This window comes from Flavobacterium sp. Arc3 (genome assembly GCF_041431375.1).
In the GTDB taxonomy this organism is placed as follows: domain Bacteria; phylum Bacteroidota; class Bacteroidia; order Flavobacteriales; family Flavobacteriaceae; genus Flavobacterium.
Genome location: NZ_JASMRI010000010.1, coordinates 16402 through 35184, shown reverse-complemented (window position 1 = coordinate 35184; position 18783 = coordinate 16402). Strand labels below are relative to the sequence as shown.

Genomic DNA, 18783 nt, shown 5'->3' with positions numbered 1-18783 from the left:
AGCTTTTTCCAGCTATCCGCTATAATCTATTGTACCGCCCCGAAGTGTCGGGACTGGCACAATAGGATTTTCGCTGCTATCTGGGCTAGGGCTTTTCGGTTTCAACTTCAAACTATGAAAAAATTTACATTAGAATTATTCACAACGATTATCGGTATCGGTTCTGCCTCAGGCCTTTTTTTTCAAGGCAATTCTCTTTACTTAATAGGAGACAACAGTGGCTTTTTATACGAATACAACATTACTGACACTAGCCTTAACAAATATCCGCTGTTGCAAAACCCGAGCGAGAACATTCCTAAAAAGGACAAACCCGACTTTGAATCCATCACACATTTTCAAGACACGCTTTATATCTTTGGTTCAGGATCCACCGAAAAAAGGAATACAATGATCCAATTTGATTTAAAAACAAGAAAAAAAGCCACTACTAATAATTTGGTTGATTTGTATGCAGTCATGCAGAGTTTTGGGAAAATCAAACCGGAAGATTTTAATTTAGAAGGCGCTATTTATGATGGCGAAAATTGGTATTTCTTTAACCGTGCCAATGGAAGCAATAATAAGAATGTCATTTATACTTTGCACGCTAAAAAACTAAATGAAGAATTTAGCTTAATTTCTAACGAGTACAAATTGCCCAAAATAAAAGGCGTTCGTACCAGCTTTACTGATGCCATTCTCGTTGACGATAAAATTTATTTCTTAGCTACAGCCGAAAACACTTCCTCTACTTATGATGATGGAGAAATTATGGGAAGCACCCTTGGTCGCATTGATTTAGAGACCATGAAGATAGATTTTACAAAAAAAATTAGCCCAACAAATAAATTTGAAGGGCTAACCTTATTTTCAAAAACCAAGAACCAAATCCAGTTTTTAATTTGTGAGGATACAGACACAGCTGTCTTAGAAAGTAAGATTTACAAACTAAGTGTGGACCTGAAATAACGAGACATTTTTTATTTTTTAGAAGACTGAACTGCGTCTCGGTTTTTCTGTTCTTTTAGAATTTCACTTAAAAAAGGTGATGTTTGTTTCTCAATTTCACTTTCTGAAATAGCTAACGCCTTTGGATCAGTAACTAATTGTAGCCATGGTCTAGGTGCACCAAAATCATAACTACCAAAAACAATCACAGGAGTCCCTTTTACTTTAACGGTTTCTGGATCGGCTAATTGCCATTCATCAGCCCAATCATATAAGTATTTAGCATCCGTCTCCTGAAGTCTCAAACAAGAATGAGACGCCGGATAACCCGGTAAGCTATATTGATGCCATCCCACACCTAATTTATTCTCTACGTTAAAATTCCAACGTAAATCCCACTCATCATCAAATGTACTTGTTGTTTCCTCTGCTTTCCAATTGGTAAAAAAGAGCCCAGTTGGTGTTTTGTGCTTTTCACTCCCCATATTAGTGGGTCCGGCATAAATCAATTGCCCTTTTTCATAAGCAGCAAATGTTTGTGTGGGATAAGAAAAAAAGATGATTTTCTTTACGTCTTTTAAGTACGAAACAGTCATTGGGAATGGAAGATAGAATTCAACATCTCCGCTCATATCCCCTGGAATTATAATCGAATCCCTTTGCTTCAAGTTGGTTGCATCGGTTCGGTTAATAGCATAAGCTATTCGAAGCATTTTAGCATCTTTATCATGTGCAGCCAACCACTGTTTCGTGTTTTCTAAATGATAAGAAACACTTTTTGGTTCTACTCGTTTAATTATTGGATCGCTTTCAACAGTTTCTACCTCAGTTTGAGCTTGTTGTTTGCATGAGACAAAAAGAATCATGACACTAATATTAAAAAGAAGGGTTAATTTTTTCATAGTTATTATTTATACTACAAAACTCACCAATTTCAGCAGTTTAAGTGTTACATAATTATTTGAATAATTTATCAAATTTAAATATTTTCGTCCCCTTAGAAATTAACTTTTTATTTACTTTCTGTTCTGCCATTAAAAAAATAGAATGGCTTAACTTTGCTGATAACAAACTAAAATTTGAACACAATGATTGACTTAAAAAACAAAAATGCACTAATCACAGGTGCAGGAAAAGGAATTGGTAAAGCAATCGCTATCGCATTGGCAAAAGAAGGCGTGAATGTAATTTTAATGTCACGCACCCAATCTGATTTAGACGAGGTAGCTGATGAAGTAAATAAATTAGGTGTGAAATCATTAGCAGTTACAGTTGATGTCGCTGATATGAGTTCGGTAGATACAGCAGTAGCAGAAGCTTTAGATAAATTTAAAACCATTGACATATTAATCAATAGTGCAGGAATTGCCGCTTTTGGTAAGTTTTTAGAATTAGAACCTAAAACATGGGAGCGCATCATTCAGGTGAATTTAATGGGAACTTATTATATAACCCGCGCGGTTTTACCTAATATGATCGAAAGACAAACTGGAGACATCATAAATATTTCTTCTACTGCAGGATTGAAAGGAAATGCATTGACTAGTGCCTACAGTGCTTCTAAATTTGCCCTTTTAGGTCTAACTGAATCGTTAATGCAGGAAGTTCGCAAACACAACATTCGTGTTACGGCTTTAACCCCAAGTACAGTGGCTACCGAAATGGCTAAAGATTTAAAATTAACTGACGGAAACCCTGAAAACGTAATGCAAGCTGAGGATGTAGCTGAATTAATCGTTGCTCAGTTAAAATTAAACCGACGCGTATTTATTAAAGACGCAGGAATTTGGTCAACAAACCCATAATAACTTATACAAAGGTCAAAAAGACTTTGACTTAAATAAAAAAACCATTAAGAGATTAAGTTCATTAAGTTTTACCTTAATTTTCTTAATCTCTTAATAGTTTAAATTATAATTATTTTAAAATACTTAGGCCTCAACCGCTACAAATTCCATTCTAACGCTACCATCACTATCAATTGTAGTCAAGTTAATTTCATGCAACGTATTCACTAATTCTGGATTCCAAGGCGTTTTTACTTTTACATAGTTTTCTGTAAAACCATGAATGTAACCCTCTTTATTTTCACTTTCAAAAAGAACTGTCCTCGTGCTTCCCAACTGGCTTTCATAGAAAGAACGGCGTTTCTTAACCGATAATCCACGCATCATTTTACTTCTTTTTACCCGTACATTTTCAGGCACAACTCCACCCATTTCTGCTGCTTCCGTATTATCACGTTCAGAATACTTGAAAACATGCAAATAAGAAATATCCATTTCATTCAAGTAGCGATACGTTTCTAAGAAATGCTCATCAGTTTCACCAGGAAAACCAACAATCACGTCCACGCCAATGCAAGCATGAGGCATCACTTCCCTAATCTTATTTACTCTTTCAGTATATATTTCACGTTGGTAACGACGCTTCATCAATTTGAGAATAGCATTACTTCCAGATTGCAACGGAATATGAAAATGAGGCACAAAAGTTCTACTTTTCGAAACAAATTCTATAGTTTCATTTTTCAATAAATTAGGCTCAATTGAAGAAATTCGCAAACGCTCTATCCCTTCTACTTTGTCTAATTCCTGAACTAGTTCTAAGAACGTGTGCTCATGTTTTTTGTTTCCAAATTCCCCTTTTCCGTAATCTCCAATATTTACTCCAGTAAGAACAATTTCTTTGATATTCTGCTGCGAAATTTCGTAAGCATTTTTCAAAACATTATTCAATTCGTCACTTCTGGAAATCCCTCTGGCAAGCGGAATCGTGCAATAGGTACATTTATAATCACAGCCATCCTGCACTTTCAAGAAAGCACGGGTTCTGTCACCTATCGAGTAACTGCCCACATAAAAATCAGCATCAGCTATCTCGCAAGAATGTACTTCGCCGAAATCATTTTTGGACAAATCATTGATATAATCAGTAATTTTAAATTTTTCTGTAGCTCCAAGAACCAAATCAACTCCATCAACTGCAGCTAAATCTTCCGGTTTCAACTGTGCATAACAACCCACAGCGGCTACAAAGGCTTTATTATTGAGCTTCATTGCTTTCTTGACCACTTGCTTGAACTGCTTGTCCGCATTTTCAGTAACGGAGCACGTATTGATTACGTACATATCAGCGACTTCTTCAAAGTCAACACGATCAAAACCTTCATCTTCAAAATTTCTCGCAATCGTAGAGGTTTCTGAAAAATTCAGTTTGCAACCAAGCGTATAAAAGGCAACTTTTTTTCTGTTTTCCATAGGGATAAACTACGTTTTTAGTAGTAACTTATTATATTTACATCTTTGTAAAAAGAGTTTGCAAATTTACGTACAATATTCTTTAAAATGAAATCAATAATTCACTATATATCAACGCTTTGTATTGTATTAACATTTCTTTCCTGTGGAAAAGACAGTACAGAAAATAAAGATCATCTTGTTTTTCGCTACAATGAAAGTTCTAATATTACTTCTCTTGACCCCGCTTTCTCAAAAGTTCAATCGAATATATGGGCTTGCAACCACATTTTCAATGGTTTGCTTCAACTGGATGAAAAATTAAATATCCAACCCGATATTGCCAAATCATGGACTATTTCTCCCGATGCAAAAACCTATACTTTTACATTGCGAAATGATATCTATTTCCAAAAACACATTTTATTTGGTAAAGACAGCACTAGAACTGTAACGGCCTCCGATTTTGAATACAGCTTAAACCGATTATTAGACGAGAAAGTCGCTTCTCCTGGTGGTTGGGTTCTACAAAACGTAGACAGCTTCAAAGCAAAAAACGACAGTGTTTTTGAAATCAAACTAATCAAACCTTTTCCTGCTTTCCTGGGGTTAATGACGATGAAATATGCATCAGTAGTTCCAAAAGAAGTTGTATCCTATTATGGAAGCGATTTTCGTTCACATCCAATAGGAACTGGCCCTTTCCAATTGAAATTATGGGAAGAAAACGTAAAACTGGTCTTAAGAAAAAACCCTTTATTTTACGAAAAAGACGAAGAGGGAAATGCGCTGCCTTATCTGGAAGCCGTTGCCATTACTTTTTTACCAGACAAGCAAAGTGGATTTCTACAATTCATACAAGGTAAATTAGATTTCACCTCAGGTCTTGATCCTTCCTACAAAGATGATATTCTGACACAAACAGGAGAGCTACAACCCAAATACAAAAATGAGATCAACCTAATTACTGGGCCCTATCTTAATACAGAGTACCTTGGGTTTAGAATGGACGGCGACGACAAAGCTGTATTAGACTTGCGTATTCGCCAAGCCATGAATTACGGTTTCGACCGCCAAAAAATGATTACTTATTTGCGAAATAACATGGGAACGCCAGCAGTAAACGGGATTATTCCTGCGGGTTTACCCAGTTTTAATAACGCTAAAGGATACAGCTATGATATCGAAAAAGCAAAAAAGTTAGTGACTGAATACAAGAAAGCTACTGGAGATAAAAACCCCGTAATTCAATTAAGTACTAATGCTTCTTATGTAGACATTGGAGAATTTTTACAGAGGGAGTGGCAAAAAATTGGGCTTGACGTTCAAGTAGATATTAGTCCTCCTTCTACGTTGCGCCAAGCTATTTCTACTGGAAAAGTTTCTTTTTTCAGAGCGAGTTGGATTGCTGATTATCCCGATGCCGAGAATTATTTATCCCTTTTTTACAGCAAAAATTTCTCTCCAAATGGGCCAAACTATACCCATTTTAAAAACGAGGAATTTGATCGTTTATACGAACAGGCATTCAAGGAAACTGACGACCAAAAACGTTATGTTTTATACCAAAAAATGGACAAAATTATTATTGATCAAGCACCAATAATCCCACTCTTCTATGACAAAGTAGCCAGATTCACCAGAAAAGAGGTGAGCGGCTTAGGAATTAATCCGTTGAATTTGTTGAGTTTGAAAAAAGTAAAAAAGAACATCCCTAAATCGTAATAAACAAATGAAAAAAGCTATTATATTCTTTATTTTTTTTCACGTCCTAACTGCAAATGCTCAAAATAGTATTGAATGGGACGGTATATACCAACTGCAATTATCAGATTTTCAATCACAAGCTACACAAATTGGAAGTGGGGTTACCATCAGTAGCATCCATACTGCTTCAAGCCTTGATTTTGGATTCATGATGAGTAATATAGAGTTTATGTTTACCAAAAATTTCAACTCTAAAGTAAACTGCTCTTTCCAACGGGATGCAGGATCTGTAATTGCTCCCGATGCTATTACAGCTAACAAACTACTGGATTTTGCTCGTTATGAATTTGACTTGTCTGAACTCTATGCTCGTAAATTGCGCAAAGAAATCTACGAGCAGAAAGGAACTTTTTCTGACATTAGTTTTTTAAAAGTCCTATACGACCAAATACAAAAGGAATATACCGAAGAGCATGGCATGGCAGCAAAAAATACTAATATGGGTACTGATACAACAAAACTTGCTGCGCTGCATACCGAAGTCTTAAAACAAATTGAGAGCTATCCTGATTTTTGTAAAAGTTGCAAACCACCTAAGAAAAAGAAATAAAATCTCTAATTCAAAATAAATCTACGTACTACCTCAGCAACACCATGATCATTATTTGACGCGACAATAACATTTGCTCTGCCTCTTAATTCAGGGGTTACGTTATCGACCCAAACACCAAGTCCAGCATATTCTATCATTGTCAAATCATTTCCTGCATTTCCTACAGCGATGATTTCGCTTTGGTGAATACCCAGTTTCTCTGCTAATATCTTTATGCTTGCGGCTTTGTCTATACCATTTTGTGCCACTTCGAGGAAAAAAGGCTTTGACATACTCACGCTCAAATGAGGCATGGCTAGTTTCAAGTCCTTTTCAACTTCTTTCAAATAACTTGGTTCTTCCAGTAAAATACATTTCACAGCCGATGAATTAACAGCCGCTTTAAAGTCCAACACTTTATTGTGTACTAATCCTGTAATATTTAGCTCAATGTCTATATACTCTGAATTTGTTTCACTCACTACTTTACCATCAAGATATGTAATGATGTGGGTTTTGCTTTTTAGACTATAATCATACAACTCGTGTATTTGTTCCTGGGTCAAGGTTTGTTCAAAAATTACTTTGTCCTCTTTTAAATCAGAAATTACTGCTCCGTTATAAGATATCATATAGGAATTATCCAACTTCAACTCTTTGGCATAAGCAGTCATTGCAGGAGTTGGTCTCCCTGATGCCAGAATCACATAAACACCTAGCTCCTGTGCTCTTGAAAGCATTTCTTTATTCTCTTCCGAAATTTTATGGTCATCTGTCAACAAGGTATCATCCATGTCTAAAACCAACATTTTGTATTTCATATATTCTTTATAATTTATAATTCGAATCTAGTTTTAAAAAGAAAACCCTGATGCAAAGAAAAGCATCAAGGGTTCTATATTTAAAGCAACAGACAAGTATTAAATACTAAGTCTAAATTCTTCAATCACAGGGCTCACTTTGCCATACTCAGTTTCCTGAACAAAAAGCTCAACAGCCGATCCTGAACTTCCAAAACCTGCCAATCTTGCTGACTGGATATTGTCTTTCTTCACTACATCTACGCCAATTGCTTCGATTTTTTCTTTTAAAGCCAATGCTAATATTTCACTTCCTGAAAACACTTTCATTAATCCCATGGTAATTTATTTTATGTTATTTTGTATCCTCTTCTTCTTCCTCATCCTCTTCTTCGCCTTCTTCAATTTCAAATAGATAAGGCTCTACCATCATTTTATCAGCAAGACTTTCTATTCGCTCTGAAAGTCGGTCTGCAAAGATAATCCGTTGTGTTTTATTGATACTATTAGACATACGCATCAGTTTAGTTTCATGACGTAATTTCAATATAGGATCTGCGTCATCAATAATAAACATTTTCAATCTGTTCACATTAAAACCTGCAGTCGTAAACATTTCATTCAACTTAATTGGCGTCCCAATTAATACATCAACACCACCAGAAATATAATTTTTATCATATTCCATATCACCTCTATCGTGAACTCCGTAAACCACCAAATCAGTATACCTTTCAAATTTTTCAAAGATAGCTTCCATTTCTAAGACCTTTGCTTTATCTTCAACGATAATCAAAGCACGAGGCGATTGCTCCCCCTCACAAACTAACTGTTGGATCACATTGATCACAATAGTAGTCGATTTTCCGCTTCCTTTTGGTGCGATAATTATACAATCTGCTCCACTTTTCAAAGTAGAAAAAGTTTCTTTTTGCAAAGTATTGGCTTCGGTTAAACCGTTATCAACTAATCCTTCTCGTAACTTTTCGTTTATTTTCTTTAATTTCATTTGGTATGATTGAAAGAGTAAAAAACATCAAAATTGAATCCCAATCTCTGTTTTTTAATCATTAAATTATTTTTATTTACTGGCAAACAGCTTCACATCATTTTCAGAAATCTCACTTCCTCCAAGGATGATCAAACGTTCCACGACATTACGCAATTCCCGAATATTTCCGGTCCAGTCGTATTCCTGAAGTAACTTCACAGCATCTCCGGAAAACTTCTTCATTACATTACCTTGCTCAGAAGCGATCTTGTTTGCAAAATGAGAAATCAACATCGGAATATCTTCGCGTCTTTCATTCAATGAAGGCACTTTGATTAAGATTACAGCCAGTCTATGGTATAAATCCTCACGGAAACGGCCTTCGGCAATCTCTATTTTCAAATCTTTATTGGTAGCCGCCATTACACGAACATCCACTTTAATATCTTTATCTGCTCCTACTCTTGTAATTACACTTTCTTGTAATGCTCGTAAAACTTTGGCTTGAGCCGAAAGACTCATATCACCAATTTCATCCAAGAAAATAGTTCCTTTATCGGCAGCTTCAAATTTCCCCGCTCGATCTTTTACTGCTGATGTAAACGCTCCTTTTACGTGTCCAAACAATTCACTTTCTATCAATTCAGAAGGAATCGCAGCACAATTTACTTCGATTAAAGGAAAATTAGCACGTTCACTTTTTTCATGCAACTGATGCGCCACTAATTCCTTACCAGTTCCATTTGGTCCCGTTATAAGTACACGCGCATCTGTTTGGGCTACTTTATCAATCATCACTTTTATGTGACCTATTGCTTCACTTTCGCCAATCATTTCGTAGTTCTTGCTGACTTTCTTTCTTAAAATCTTATTCTCAGCTACAAGTTGTTTTTTATCTAATGCGTTTCTAACCGTATTTAATAGTCGGTTTAAATCTGGTGGTTTTGAGATATAATCAAAGGCACCTAATCGCATTGTATTTATAGCCGTTTCCATATCACCATGACCAGAGATCATAACAATTGGAATTTCTGGTTTAATTTTTTTAACTGCTTCAAGCAATTCAACACCATCCATTTTTGGCATCTTTATATCGCACAAAACTAGATCGTAGTCGTTATTTTTTATTTTTTCATATCCAGCCACACCATCTTCTGCATCTTCAACCTGATAGGTATCGTTCTCTTCAGAAAGTATTTTACTAAGTACTCTTCGGATCGCGGCTTCGTCTTCTATGATTAATATTTTACTCATATCTATTTTTATTATTAGTATTTGGCTTCCTGCAATTCTTCCAACTAAACGAAGTAACAAGCAACCAAGTAAACTTTAATATTTAAGCCATTTGTACAATTCCTTCCATGTCGGTTTCTTTCCATACATCAGGATTCCCACACGATATATTTTTGCTGCAAACCATACCACTGAAAAGAAGGTCGCAAATAATAGGCTTACAGAAATGACAATTTGCCACAAAGGTACGCCAAACGGAATTCGCATTAGCATAACAATAGGCGATGTAAGCGGAATCATAGAAAAAACAATTGCTAAAGTACCGTGCGGATCATTCATTACACTAAAAAAACCAACATAAACACTAAGCATTAGAGGCATTATTATAGGCAAAAGGAATTGTTGAGAATCGGTCTGATTGTCAACAGCAGCACCAATTGCAGCATAAAAAGAACTATATAAAAAGTACCCGCCTATGAAATAAACTACAAAACCGATCAATATACTAGCTATTGGCAAACTCCACAACTCCTTGATATACATTTGTGCGGTACCAGACAATTGATGCTGTGCCTGATCCATTAATTCTGGGGAAACTCTTGCTGTTGGCCCCACATTAACGCCAAAAAATACAGAAGCGGCAAACATAAGTGAAAGCCCTATTACAGCCCATATAACAAACTGCAGAATCCCGGCCAATGAGGTTCCGATAATTTTACCAATCATCAGCTGAAACGGTTTCACCGAGGAGATGATTATTTCAATAATACGATTTGTTTTTTCTTCTATCACACTTCGCATCACCATATTACCATAAATGATAATAAACATCATAATCAGGTAACCAAATCCACCACCAATAGCAATTTTTATTTCATTAAGGCCTTTTATACTTTGCTCTCCTGAGGCTTTCGCCAAGCTTATATTGACCTTTGACTGGGCATTTTTAATCGCTAAAGTATCTAAATTTGCTTTTTCCAGATTCGTTTTAGTGATTTTGTTAGCAACGATATCCTGAACCTTTTCAATAAACGAAATACTAGGGCTACTGTTAGATATAAATTTTATTCTATTTTCTAAATCGGTAACATTAGCGGTATTCGGAATCAACAACAAACCCTCATAATTTAGATTAGTGATACTATCCTTCAGGAATTTCGCATCAATTAAAGATAAATCAAGGTATCTGTATTCACTTTTTGGATTGTTTTGTTTTAAAAACTCTTTGACAAACAAACCTGATTCATCATGAATTGCAATTCGCTTCGTTTCTGCTTTCATCGAACTTAAATATCCCACAAATGCGGCAATACCCACAAATAGCAACGGACTTAAAAAGGTCATAACAATAAAAGATTTATTACGCACTTTGGCAACAAACTCTCTTTTTATGATTAATGAAATAATACTCATTTAGATTTATGATTTATGATTAACGATTTTAGATTTCAGAAATCTAAAACTATAACATTAAAAATTATTTACTTTTCGCTTACCGTTTGAATAAAGATATCATTGACACTTGGAATTTTTTCGACAAAATGAGTCACTTGCCCCCTTTGCGTCAAAACCTGTAGCAATTCATTTGGCTTGGCATTCCCCAATTGGATTTCAAGTTTCAATTCTTTGCCCAATGATTTAAAATTCGCTGGAGCTACAGTAAATTTTTGAGTGATATCATACATCAGACCTTCGACATTATCAGATACAATACCCACCTCAAAACTATTAGTTTTGAATTGTCTTTTCACATCGTCTAACTTTCCTTCAATCAGTTTATTTGATTTGTGGATTAGTGCTATATGGTCACACAGTTCTTCCACACTTTCCATACGATGTGTAGAAAATATAATCGTAGCACCCTCTTCTCGCAATGCTAGAATTTCATCTTTAATCACATTAGCATTAACAGGATCAAAACCAGAAAAAGGTTCGTCAAAAATCAACAATTTAGGTTTGTGCAACACACAAACGACAAATTGAATTTTTTGAGCCATTCCTTTAGAAAGCTCTTGAATTTTTTTATTCCACCAACCTTGAATTCCTAATCTATCAAACCAATATTCTAATTGCTTTTTGGCTTCTGCTTTTGACAGTCCTTTCATTTGAGCCAAATACAAACATTGCTCCCCTACTTTCATACTAGTATACAGCCCTCTTTCCTCCGGAAGATAGCCTATATATTGTACGTGTTTGGGCTGCAGTTTTTCACCATCAAGGATGATCTCACCACTATCAGGCAACGTAATTTGATTTATGATTCGGATTAAGGATGTTTTTCCTGCACCATTTGGACCTAAGAGTCCATAAATACTGCCTTTAGGAACTGATAATGAAACTTCGTTAAGCGCCACGTAATCGCCATATTGTTTTACGACTTTATTGACTTCAAGTAGAGTACTCATGCTGAAATTTGAATTTGTGTAAAAGTAAATAATTAGTATCGAAATAGATATAATTGTTACATAAAAAAACCCACCCTTATTTTCACAAGGATGGGAAACTTATATTTAATTTTTAACCTTTATAAAAATTAAGAGAACATATCTTTTACTTTCTCGAAAAATGATTTATCTGATTTTTCAGGATTTGGAATAAAATGTTCATCACTAATATTATTTTCAAAAAATAACTTTTGCTCTTTACTTATCGTTTTAGGAGTCCATACATTTACATGAACTAATAAATCTCCACTTGCGTAGCCATTTATATTTGGAATACCTTTTCCTTTAAGTCTAAGAATCTTACCAGATTGAATTCCTTCTTCTAGTTTGATTCTAACTTTTCCATTTATAGCTTCAATATCTTTGGAAACTCCAAGAACCGCTTCTGGAAAACTGATGTATAAATCATAATGCAAGTTCTCTCCTTCACGCTTCAAAAATTCATGCTCTAATTCTTCGATAGCTACAATCAAATCACCTGGAACACTGTTTCCTGGAGCATCGTTTCCTTTATTAGAAACTTTCAACTGCATTCCATCAACTACACCCGCAGGAATTTTAATAGAAACTGTTTCATCTTCAACAATCATCCCTTGAGAATCTGCCTCTGAAGGTTTTTTATCTAGAATCTGACCTGATCCACCACAGGTAGGACAGGTAGATGCTGATTGCATTCTTCCTAGGATTGTATTAGTAACACGCATTACTTGTCCTTGTCCATTACAGGTAGAACATGTTTTATAAGACACACCTGGCGCCTGAACTTTACGTTTTACTTTTACTTTTTTCTCAACACCATTTGCAATTTCTTCTAATGTCAATTTTACTTTGATTCGTAAATTGCTTCCTTTAGTTCTGCGTTGGCCTCCGCCGCCGCCGCCAAATCCGCCACCACCACCAAAGGCGCTACCGAAAATATCACCAAATTGACTGAAGATATCATCCATATTCATTCCAGCATGACCTCCGCCTCCGCCAAAACCTCCTGAACCATCAAAAGCTTGATGACCATATTGATCGTATTTTGCTTTTTTGTTCGGATCGCTTAAAACTTCATACGCTTCAGCAGCTACTTTGAACTTTTCTTCTGCCGATTTGTCTCCAGGGTTTTTGTCAGGATGATGCTCTAATGCTTTTTTTCTGTAAGCTTTCTTTATCGCTGCTGCATCAGCACCTTTTGAAATGCCTAATATCTCGTAAAAATCTTTTTTCATTTTTATTTTTTCTTGTGAAAGTATTGACGCAAATAATTGCGTTTACACTTGTCTACATTATTGTCCTATAACAACTTTAGGAAATCGAATAATTTTATCCCCTAATTTATATCCTTTTTCAAGTACATCTACAATTTTCCCTTTCATCTTAGGAGCAGGAATTTGTGTTATTGCTTCAGCAAAATCAGCATCAAATGCATCTCCAGCTTTAACTTCTACTTGTTCTAATCCTTTTGAAACTAGAGTGCTTTTCAATTTTTCATGAATAAGTTCTACCCCTTTCATAAGTAATTGGTCATCTGATTTACCTATTTCGACCATCGCTCTGTCAAAATCATCTAAAACAGGCAACATAGCTAAAATAACTTCTTGATTTGCTGTCTTATACAAGTCAATACGTTCTTTTGAAGTTCGTCTTTTATAATTTTCAAATTCTGCAAATAATCGTAAATATTTATCTTTTTCTTTCGCTAAGTCTTGCGTCAATCGCTCTTCAACACTTAACTCATCAGCAACAATTTGCTCTTCAGCCGCATTGTTATCTAATGTTACATCATCCATCTCTTTATCGATTTCTGTATTTTCAGTAGTCATATTACCCGTATTTTTAAAAATATTCTTAAACTTCATTTTTTACACTTTTCTTTGAATTGCAAAAGTACTGCCAATTCTCACTAAATGTCAAATTGTCATTCTTTTTTTTAATAGCAACTATTTATAATGGAGAACACTATAGCTTATCTTTTTAATATTAATTTAAATTTTAATAAAATTTTAAGACTATTACACTTTAGTTTCTATAAGTTTGTTACTGGATCTAATCTGGATTAAATTTTTAATCTGTTAAAAACAAATTTTAGGTTGGTTTCTAAATATTATTAATTCGTGATTACCTTATATTAAAAAAAGCTTCGTCTTTAGACAAAGCTTTTTTTTTATGTGCAAAATTTAATTTAAAGTAATGCGTTTTTCAAACCTTCAAAATCAAGAGAAACCTGCTCTCCACTCACTAAGTTCTTCAGTGAAAAAGAATTTGAAGCAATCTCTTGCTCTCCTATAATTACTGCAAAAGGAATATTCCTCTTATCAGCATGTTGAAACTGTTTTGCCATTTTTGCATTATCTGGATACAGTTCTACTTTTATTCCTGCGGCTCTTAATTTTTGTATTGCCTGTAAAGCATAAAATGCTTCGGCATCTCCATAATTAATAAACAACGCTTGTGATGTTGCCGTAACGGTTTCTGGGAAAAGATTCAACTCTTCTACAACCAAATAGATACGATCTAGTCCAAAAGAAATTCCAACTCCGCTCATGTTTTTCAATCCAAAAATACCGGTCAAATCATCATATCGACCTCCACCACCGATAGAACCCATAGCTACTTCTTTAGGAGGTGCTACTTCAAATATTGCTCCAGTATAGTAATTCAATCCGCGCGCAAGCGTAACATCAAGGTCTAATATTGCCGACGACAATCCTAACTTCATTACATTTTCACAAATGAACCTCAATTCTTCCACTCCTTTCATTCCTTCTTCCGAAGAAGTTAAAAGCAGCCCTAGTTTTTCAATTTTCTCTGCTATAGTTCCAGTGAAATTAAAAAGTGGCTGAACCTTCTCAATTGCTTCGGCCCCAATTCCCTTTTCAATCATTTCCTTTTTTACACCGTCCTCACCTATCTTATCTAATTTATCAAGCGCAACAGTGAAGTCAATCAATTTATCAGAAGCACCAATTACCTCAGCTATTCCAGATAATACTTTTCTATTATTAATTTTAACAGTCACTCCTTTCAAACCCAATTCTGTAAAAACAGTATCATAAAGCTGCACTAATTCCACTTCCTGCCACAAAGACTTTGAACCTACTACATCAGCATCACATTGAAAGAACTCTCTAAAACGTCCTTTCTGCGGTCTGTCTGCACGCCAAACGGGTTGGATTTGGTATCTTTTAAACGGGAATTCGATATCGTTTTGATGTTGCACCACGTAACGAGCAAAAGGAACGGTCAAGTCATACCGCAAGGCTTTTTCTGAAATATAACCAGTCAAATACTTATACTTCAATTCATAATAAAAGTCTGCAAAAATGATTTTAACAAAATCATCAAGCTCCGAATCTGATTTTGAAAGCAAATTATCTTTTTTAAGACGCTTTAATATAAAATAGAAAACATCATCTAATAATTCTATTTCCGATATTGTTCCATCTTTAAAAATATATAAGCTTTTACTTTTTAAATATGTGGTAAGATTTTTTTTATACAGAAAATCATAATCTTTCATATCAAAAGATTCATTTTTCTTTTCTAAATAATCTTTATGATAAATTATAGAAAAGCGAATAAATTCAACAAGTGTATCGTTAAATTTAGAAACATACTCGCCCGAATTCAAAATCTTGAAAATCAAACGATCTCCTTCTTCTCCATACTTCCCCATTAAGGTTTCTGAATTTTCAAATGATGGTGTTTCTATCGGTTGAAAACCAAATTTCTCAAAATTATTTTTAATGATTTGAATAATATATTGACGTTTTGCCACCTCAGCAGGTGAAAAATCTCTTGTTCCTTTAGGGATGCTCGGTTTTGATGCCATTATTTTTAATTTAGGTTTTACTATTTAGGATTCGGGATAATATCAATTGGCAAAAATTTCCAATCTGCAAACTCCCAAATCGTAAATTCAGGTTGCAAATATCTTATTTTTAAAATAAATAATACTCCTTCCAAAACAAACTTGTAACAAAAATTGTATTTTCGTGTCAAACTACCATGATGCTAAATTTATTCAAAGAAAACGTACGAATTGCTTTTGGATCCATTAGAACCCAAATATTGCGTACCTCGCTGACCGTATTAATTATCGCTATAGGAATTACAGCTTTAGTAGGTATTCTGACTGTGGTTTCTGCCTTGGAGAACACCATCTCTTCTGATTTTGCATCCATGGGAGCTAATACTTTTAACGTCAAACAATACGAAAACACAGCGCAACGACGAGGAGGAGAGGAACGTGAAATTATAAATCCTATTATTTCCTACCCCGAAGCTGTCGATTTTAAAAATAAATACGACTACCCTTTTACAGAAACTTCCCTTTCATTTACAGCAACTTCAACTGCAGAGGTAAAATATGAAGCGACAAAAACCGACCCGGAAATTGCTATTGTTGGTGTTGACGAATATTTTATGACCAACTCTGGTTTAGAAACAAGCTTAGGAAGAAATTTTACAGGTTTTGACATTGACAACAACAACTATGTATGTATTGTAGGTTCTGATTTTGGAAAAGGACTCCTTAAAGACATTAACCCTATTGGTAAAACAATTTCGATACGCGGTGCCCGATTCAAAGTAATCGGTATCCTGAAAGAGAAAGGCTCTACTTTTGGTAACAAACAAGATTTAAGAGTTTTGATTCCAATACAAGTCGCCCGATCGTTATTTACCGCGCCAAACATTAATTACACGATGAGCGTCATGGTTTCCAATAAGGAATTATTAGATCAAGCAATAGACCACGCCATCATTACCATGCGTAATGTTCGAAAGTTAAGCCCCGTAAGAGACAACAATTTTGGGGTTGTACGTAGTGACGACCTTATCAATAAAATCCTTGGTATTACAAAATACCTTGGTTTAGCTTCATGGCTTATAGGAATTATTACCGTTTTAGGATCTTCTATTGCATTAATGAATATTATGATTGTTTCGGTAACCGAAAGAACGCGAGAAATAGGTGTCAGAAAAGCGTTGGGAGCCAAAAGATCTACCGTCGCTATTCAGTTTTTTATAGAGACCTTGCTCATTGGTCAACTAGGCGGTATAGTTGGAATAATTTTAGGCATTTTAATAGGTTTCGGAATCGCAACTGCTTTAAGCTTTGCATTTGTCATTCCTTGGGGCGCGATCATGGCTGCCTTTTTTACGAGTTTCATGGTTGCCATCGTTTCTGGTTTGTACCCTGCAATTAGAGCTGCTTACCTAAATCCAATCGAAGCCTTGCGATACGAGTAACGTTTAATATGTTTTAGATTAAAGAACAACTACTCCTTTTATAATTAAAGGAGTAGTTGTTCTTTAGATAAAAAATAGTTTCAATTTGCTGAGAAATAGAGATTACTCTTTAGTCAGGATAACAAAGCAAGTCTTTTTATTGAGTTCTAAGTAGTTGTCAAAAATCTTAAATCGTCCCCCTAATCATTCTGTCATTGCCATAAATATCTTTTCGCAATTCAATGTTTTTAAAGTTCATTTTCTCGAGCAAAGCAACCATGTCTTTCCCTAAATATTGATTGATTTCAAAGAATAACTGTCCTTTGTCCGAAAGATTTTTCTGTGCTAATGCCGCTATTTTTTTATAAAAAATTAAGGCATCATCGTCTTCAACAAAAAGAGCCAAATGAGGCTCATTGTCCAAAACATTTTTTTTAATTTCCTGCTTCTCTAAATTTCGAACATAGGGAGGATTAGAAACAATGATATCAAATTGTCGATTTAAGTCCTCAGTTTCTAGAATATTCTGAGTTATGAATGTTACATTGACTTGATTTAATACCGCATTTCTTTTGGCTATAGCCAAAGCCTTTTCAGAAACATCAATTGCATACACTTTGGCATTCGGGATGGCTTTAGCCAATGAAATAGCAATACAACCGCTTCCTGTTCCTATATCTAATACGTTCCTCTTTGTATTCGTAACTTCGCTCATCGTACTTTGAATAATCCATTCTACCAATTCTTCGGTCTCAGGTCTAGGAATCAATACATCGTCGTTTACCTCGAATTCCAAACCATAAAAACTAGTTTTCCCTAGCAAATACTGAATGGGAATCTCCAACTTCAGTTGCTCCAAAATCGAATTCCAAAGCGTAATTTCTTCATTCAAAAAAACCAACTGCGGATCCAGAGCCAAGTCAATTCTTTTTAACTGACGTTTCTCCTCCAGTATCAGGTAAAAAAAACTTTCTGCTTCGCCTTCATCATAAATCGGAAGTAGTTCTTGAATAAATTGGCTTCTGTATTCTTTAATTTTCATCGTATCTTTATTACTTTATGAATTGAAAACTCATAATTCATAACTTATAATTTCTTCAACATCCAGACCGGACAAGAGACATGCCCCGTACTTCCCATGGGAGCATCTATGTATTCGAAACCTACTTTTTTGTATAATTTTTGAGCATCATGCATAAAAGGCATTGTTTCCAGATAACAGTTTTCGAAGCCAAAATCTTTTGCACTTTCCAGACATACAGCCATTACTTGACTGCCTATTCCCTGACCACGTGTTTCAGGTAAAAAATACATTTTTTGCAATTCACAAATGGTTTCAGCTTCATTCTCAAGAGGAGCCACTCCGGCCGAACCTACTATTTTTCCATTATTTTCAACAACATAGTAAACCGATTTAGGCTTATTGTATTCTTCAAACATCAAATCTAAATAAGGATCCGCATACGCCGTTCCAACTTTTGGGATATTCAATTCGTCAAAAACCGCTCTTATTAACTGGGCAACGGCTTCATTATCCTTTTTTTCAATTTTTCTAATAATCAAATTTTCCATTCTTTGTAACTGCTTGTTTATAAAAATACAAAAATAGAAATAGTTTATTGTAATTTTC

The 18783-nt window shown here is 35.0% G+C and carries 18 protein-coding genes; 5 read left to right on the top strand and 13 right to left on the bottom strand.

The genetic code is table 11. The features are described from left to right. Positions 1 to 114 precede the first annotated feature (114 nt). A complete protein-coding gene (locus tag QO200_RS08975) occupies positions 115 to 951 on the top strand; it encodes a hypothetical protein (RefSeq protein WP_371538863.1) in 837 nt (278 codons plus the stop codon). Positions 952 to 962: 11 nt separating this feature from the next. Here the strand turns inward: QO200_RS08975 and QO200_RS08970 are convergent, their stop codons facing one another. After that, positions 963 to 1832 carry a L,D-transpeptidase gene (locus QO200_RS08970; RefSeq protein ID WP_371538861.1) on the bottom strand — a complete coding sequence of 290 codons (870 nt, stop codon included), beginning with the start codon at positions 1830 to 1832 and terminating at the stop codon, positions 963 to 965. A gap of 186 nt (positions 1833 to 2018) precedes the next feature. On the opposite strand from QO200_RS08970, the gene QO200_RS08965 reads away from it, so the two are divergent. Next, complete coding sequence (locus QO200_RS08965) at positions 2019 to 2735, top strand: 3-ketoacyl-ACP reductase (RefSeq protein WP_371538858.1); 717 nt, start codon at positions 2019 to 2021, stop codon at positions 2733 to 2735. A gap of 126 nt (positions 2736 to 2861) precedes the next feature. Here the strand turns inward: QO200_RS08965 and mtaB are convergent, their stop codons facing one another. Continuing rightward, positions 2862 to 4190 (bottom strand): tRNA (N(6)-L-threonylcarbamoyladenosine(37)-C(2))-methylthiotransferase MtaB, encoded by a 1329-nt coding sequence (gene mtaB / locus QO200_RS08960; RefSeq protein ID WP_371538855.1) that lies wholly within the window; start codon positions 4188 to 4190, stop codon positions 2862 to 2864. 87 nt (positions 4191 to 4277) lie between these two features. Here mtaB and QO200_RS08955 point away from each other — a divergent pair, with 87 nt between their 5' ends. Continuing rightward, on the top strand, positions 4278 to 5894 hold the full coding sequence (locus tag QO200_RS08955; RefSeq protein ID WP_371538852.1) for an ABC transporter substrate-binding protein: 1617 nt from the start codon (positions 4278 to 4280) through the stop codon (positions 5892 to 5894). A gap of 7 nt (positions 5895 to 5901) precedes the next feature. Then, positions 5902 to 6486, top strand: a complete 585-nt coding sequence (locus QO200_RS08950; protein ID WP_371538849.1) for a hypothetical protein — start codon at positions 5902 to 5904, stop codon at positions 6484 to 6486. Between the two features lie 5 nt (positions 6487 to 6491). On the opposite strand, the gene QO200_RS08945 is transcribed toward QO200_RS08950, so the two are convergent. From QO200_RS08945 to hisS, 9 genes are all read right to left on the bottom strand, one after another. After that, positions 6492 to 7289 (bottom strand): Cof-type HAD-IIB family hydrolase, encoded by a 798-nt coding sequence (locus QO200_RS08945; protein WP_371538847.1) that lies wholly within the window; start codon positions 7287 to 7289, stop codon positions 6492 to 6494. Between the two features lie 99 nt (positions 7290 to 7388). Further along, positions 7389 to 7607, bottom strand: a complete 219-nt coding sequence (locus tag QO200_RS08940) for a DUF2007 domain-containing protein (protein WP_091431049.1) — start codon at positions 7605 to 7607, stop codon at positions 7389 to 7391. Positions 7608 to 7623: 16 nt separating this feature from the next. After that, positions 7624 to 8277: a DEAD/DEAH box helicase gene (locus tag QO200_RS08935; RefSeq protein WP_371538843.1), complete on the bottom strand. Its 654-nt coding sequence runs from the start codon at positions 8275 to 8277 to the stop codon at positions 7624 to 7626. Positions 8278 to 8349: 72 nt separating this feature from the next. Further along, positions 8350 to 9513 (bottom strand): sigma-54-dependent transcriptional regulator, encoded by a 1164-nt coding sequence (locus tag QO200_RS08930; RefSeq protein WP_371538840.1) that lies wholly within the window; start codon positions 9511 to 9513, stop codon positions 8350 to 8352. Between the two features lie 75 nt (positions 9514 to 9588). Further along, entirely contained in the window at positions 9589 to 10905 is a 1317-nt protein-coding gene (locus QO200_RS08925; RefSeq protein ID WP_371538838.1) for an ABC transporter permease, read from the bottom strand. Positions 10906 to 10973: 68 nt separating this feature from the next. Beyond that, complete coding sequence (locus tag QO200_RS08920; protein ID WP_371538836.1) at positions 10974 to 11897, bottom strand: ABC transporter ATP-binding protein; 924 nt, start codon at positions 11895 to 11897, stop codon at positions 10974 to 10976. Positions 11898 to 12025: 128 nt separating this feature from the next. Further along, complete coding sequence (dnaJ, locus tag QO200_RS08915) at positions 12026 to 13150, bottom strand: molecular chaperone DnaJ (RefSeq protein WP_371538834.1); 1125 nt, start codon at positions 13148 to 13150, stop codon at positions 12026 to 12028. Positions 13151 to 13207: 57 nt separating this feature from the next. Next, entirely contained in the window at positions 13208 to 13780 is a 573-nt protein-coding gene (locus QO200_RS08910) for a nucleotide exchange factor GrpE (RefSeq protein WP_371538832.1), read from the bottom strand. A gap of 323 nt (positions 13781 to 14103) precedes the next feature. Beyond that, on the bottom strand, positions 14104 to 15753 hold the full coding sequence (gene hisS / locus QO200_RS08905; protein ID WP_371538830.1) for a histidine--tRNA ligase: 1650 nt from the start codon (positions 15751 to 15753) through the stop codon (positions 14104 to 14106). A 176-nt stretch (positions 15754 to 15929) separates the two neighbouring features. On the opposite strand from hisS, the gene QO200_RS08900 reads away from it, so the two are divergent. After that, entirely contained in the window at positions 15930 to 17174 is a 1245-nt protein-coding gene (locus tag QO200_RS08900; protein ID WP_371538828.1) for an ABC transporter permease, read from the top strand. Positions 17175 to 17340: 166 nt separating this feature from the next. Here the strand turns inward: QO200_RS08900 and prmC are convergent, their stop codons facing one another. Both prmC and QO200_RS08890 read right to left on the bottom strand, forming a co-directional pair. Further along, positions 17341 to 18195, bottom strand: coding sequence for a peptide chain release factor N(5)-glutamine methyltransferase (gene prmC, locus QO200_RS08895; RefSeq protein WP_371538826.1), 855 nt, complete (start codon positions 18193 to 18195; stop codon positions 17341 to 17343). 44 nt (positions 18196 to 18239) lie between these two features. Further along, the gene (locus tag QO200_RS08890) at positions 18240 to 18725 is read right to left on the bottom strand and encodes a GNAT family N-acetyltransferase (protein WP_371538824.1); all 486 of its coding nucleotides are present in this window, start codon (positions 18723 to 18725) and stop codon (positions 18240 to 18242) included. Positions 18726 to 18783 lie beyond the last annotated feature (58 nt).

Bases quoted from the DNA above. Each gene is read 5' to 3' on its own strand.
- QO200_RS08975 (WP_371538863.1), top strand. From the start codon at position 115: ATGAAAAAATTTACATTAGAATTATTCACAACGATTATCGGTATCGGT.
- QO200_RS08970 (WP_371538861.1), bottom strand. From the start codon at position 1,832: ATGAAAAAATTAACCCTTCTTTTTAATATTAGTGTCATGATTCTTTTT.
- QO200_RS08965 (WP_371538858.1), top strand. From the start codon at position 2,019: ATGATTGACTTAAAAAACAAAAATGCACTAATCACAGGTGCAGGAAAA.
- mtaB (WP_371538855.1), bottom strand. From the start codon at position 4,190: ATGGAAAACAGAAAAAAAGTTGCCTTTTATACGCTTGGTTGCAAACTG.
- QO200_RS08955 (WP_371538852.1), top strand. From the start codon at position 4,278: ATGAAATCAATAATTCACTATATATCAACGCTTTGTATTGTATTAACA.
- QO200_RS08950 (WP_371538849.1), top strand. From the start codon at position 5,902: ATGAAAAAAGCTATTATATTCTTTATTTTTTTTCACGTCCTAACTGCA.
- QO200_RS08945 (WP_371538847.1), bottom strand. From the start codon at position 7,289: ATGAAATACAAAATGTTGGTTTTAGACATGGATGATACCTTGTTGACA.
- QO200_RS08940 (WP_091431049.1), bottom strand. From the start codon at position 7,607: ATGGGATTAATGAAAGTGTTTTCAGGAAGTGAAATATTAGCATTGGCT.
- QO200_RS08935 (WP_371538843.1), bottom strand. From the start codon at position 8,277: ATGAAATTAAAGAAAATAAACGAAAAGTTACGAGAAGGATTAGTTGAT.
- QO200_RS08930 (WP_371538840.1), bottom strand. From the start codon at position 9,513: ATGAGTAAAATATTAATCATAGAAGACGAAGCCGCGATCCGAAGAGTA.
- QO200_RS08925 (WP_371538838.1), bottom strand. From the start codon at position 10,905: ATGAGTATTATTTCATTAATCATAAAAAGAGAGTTTGTTGCCAAAGTG.
- QO200_RS08920 (WP_371538836.1), bottom strand. From the start codon at position 11,897: ATGAGTACTCTACTTGAAGTCAATAAAGTCGTAAAACAATATGGCGAT.
- dnaJ (WP_371538834.1), bottom strand. From the start codon at position 13,150: ATGAAAAAAGATTTTTACGAGATATTAGGCATTTCAAAAGGTGCTGAT.
- QO200_RS08910 (WP_371538832.1), bottom strand. From the start codon at position 13,780: ATGAAGTTTAAGAATATTTTTAAAAATACGGGTAATATGACTACTGAA.
- hisS (WP_371538830.1), bottom strand. From the start codon at position 15,753: ATGGCATCAAAACCGAGCATCCCTAAAGGAACAAGAGATTTTTCACCT.
- QO200_RS08900 (WP_371538828.1), top strand. From the start codon at position 15,930: ATGATGCTAAATTTATTCAAAGAAAACGTACGAATTGCTTTTGGATCC.
- prmC (WP_371538826.1), bottom strand. From the start codon at position 18,195: ATGAAAATTAAAGAATACAGAAGCCAATTTATTCAAGAACTACTTCCG.
- QO200_RS08890 (WP_371538824.1), bottom strand. From the start codon at position 18,725: ATGGAAAATTTGATTATTAGAAAAATTGAAAAAAAGGATAATGAAGCC.